This is a genomic window from Collinsella aerofaciens (assembly GCF_018785245.1).
Lineage (GTDB): Bacteria > Actinomycetota > Coriobacteriia > Coriobacteriales > Coriobacteriaceae > Collinsella > Collinsella aerofaciens_AD.
The window spans coordinates 1-2,154 of record NZ_WQPL01000027.1 but is presented as its reverse complement, the minus strand read 5'-3'; the positions used below and the strand labels follow the sequence as shown (position 1 = coordinate 2,154).

Sequence of the window (2,154 nt, the reverse complement as noted above, 5' to 3'; positions counted from 1 at the left end):
CAAGGTGCACGCCCCGCGGCTGATCCGGTTGCACCGGGCCGCGCGGCAAGGAGATATATTGCCAGACCGGAGGGGCCCCGCGGGCGGGAATCTGGGCGTACACATTTCCTACACATATAAGTACTCTCGGCTGGCTGGTTAAAAACAGGAGGGGACCTCGCATCCGAGATCCCCTCTTTAGCCCATCTATAGCTATAGACTCTTAAATACCTTATGCCAGCAGCTTGCGACCGGACTCCTCGATCGCGTCAAGTGCGGCATCAGCCTCGGCGGCATCCGCGCCCTTAGCGAAGATGTACAGCTTAATCTTGGGCTCGGTGCCGGAAGGACGAACAATACCCTTGTTGCCACCCTCAAGATCGAACTCAATGACGTTAGCCTTCGGCAGGCCGTTCACGCAGGTGTTGTAATCAACGACGGCCTCAATCTTGGAACCGGCGAGCTCCGCGGGCGGGTTCTCGCGCAGACCGGCCATGATGCCGGCCATCTTTGCCGCACCCTCAGCACCCGGATAGCTCAGCGAAATCGTCTTGTTGTGATAGTAGCCATACTTCTCGTACAGCTCGTGCATCGCGTCGGCAAGGTTCTTTCCCTGGAGCTTGTAATACTGCGCCATCTGGCAAATCAGAAGCGAAGTGCTCACGGCGTCCTTGTCGCGCACGTGGTCGCCGGCCAGATAGCCGTAGCTCTCCTCAAAACCGAAGATAAAGCGATCGACCTCGCCAGCATCGGAAAGAGAAGTAATGATGTCGCCGATGTACTTGAAGCCCGTCAGGCAGCGGCGGAGCTCAAAACCGTACTCGACGGCCAGAGCGTCAACCATGGCGGAAGAAACGATAGTAGTGACAGCAACCTTCTTAGTGAGGTCCTCACCGCGAGCAGCGCGGGTCTTGCAGATATAGTCGAGCAGCAGAACGCCCATCTCATTGCCGGTCAGCAGCAGATAGTCATCGCCATTCTTAACGGCAACGCCAACGCGATCGGCGTCAGGATCGGTTGCAAGCAGCAGATCGGGGTGAACCTGCTCGCACAGGTCAATGCCCTTCTGCATGGCCTGACGAATCTCGGGGTTAGGATACGGGCAGGTCGGGAAATCGCCGTTAGGCTCCTTCTGCTCGGGAACAACCGTGGCATCGGTGATGCCAGCGCGCTCGAGCACCGTCGTGACGGGAATGAGGCCGGTGCCGTTGAGCGGAGTGTAGACGAGCTTAAGCGGAGCGCCAGCGATCTCCTCGGCAGAAAGGTTGGTCACGCCGCGGGCGAGAACGGCGTCATAATAACGCTCGAGGCACGAGTCATCGATCCATTTGACCAGACCCTGCTCAAGAGCCTCATCGAAGTCCATGGACTTCACGCCGGTGAACGTATCGGTCTCGGCGATAGCCTTAGAAATTGCATCGGCGGCCTCGCTGGTGATCTGGCAGCCGTCGGGGCCATAGGCCTTATAGCCGTTATAAGGCGCCGGATTATGACTAGCGGTCATGCAAATGCCACCGGAGCACTTAAGGTCGCGGACGGCCCAGGAGAGCGTCGGCACGGGAGAAATCTTGGGATACACGAGGGCAGTCACGCCGTTTGCTGCAAGAATGGCAGCCGTCGTCTTGACGAACAGCTCACCTTTATTGCGGCTATCGCGAGCGATGGCGACCGTCGGATGCTCGAAGGTCGCATTGAGGTAGTCAGCGAATCCCTGGGTCGCACGACCGACCGTATAGATATTCATACGGTTAGTGCCCGCACCGATAGTGCCGCGAAGGCCGGCAGTACCGAAGGCGAGATCCTGGAAGAAAGCGTCGGTGATGGCGTCCTCATCACCCTGCTCCTTCATCGTGTTGAGCTCAGCGAGGAGCTCCTCGTCCTTGACATTGGCAATCCAAGTATCAAGCAGCTCATGAACATCTGCCATGTGAGTCCTTCCGTCACAATCAATAAAACGACCCGTGTAAAACAGGACAAGCGCAGCAGTGCGCTAAAGCAAATATTAGTCCATTGAGAACAGAGAACCGACCAAAGAACGGTGAACGTCTATATTCAGCGGTGGATGATTAAATTGATTTAATTGCAGAAGGAATGTTGCCCGGTAAACGCAAAAAAGGGGGAGGCCGCGAGGCCTCCCCCTTCTCAGTTCAAGCGTACGGCTCGGTGCCGTCCACC

1 protein-coding gene is annotated in these 2,154 nt (G+C 57.1%); it reads right to left on the bottom strand.

Annotated elements, in window-relative coordinates; translation table 11 throughout:
• Positions 1-211: 211 nt before the first annotated feature.
• Positions 212-1,906: a phospho-sugar mutase gene (locus GPK39_RS06975; protein WP_215674627.1), complete on the bottom strand. Its 1,695-nt coding sequence runs from the start codon at positions 1,904-1,906 to the stop codon at positions 212-214.
• Between the last annotated feature and the right edge of the window lie 248 nt (positions 1,907-2,154).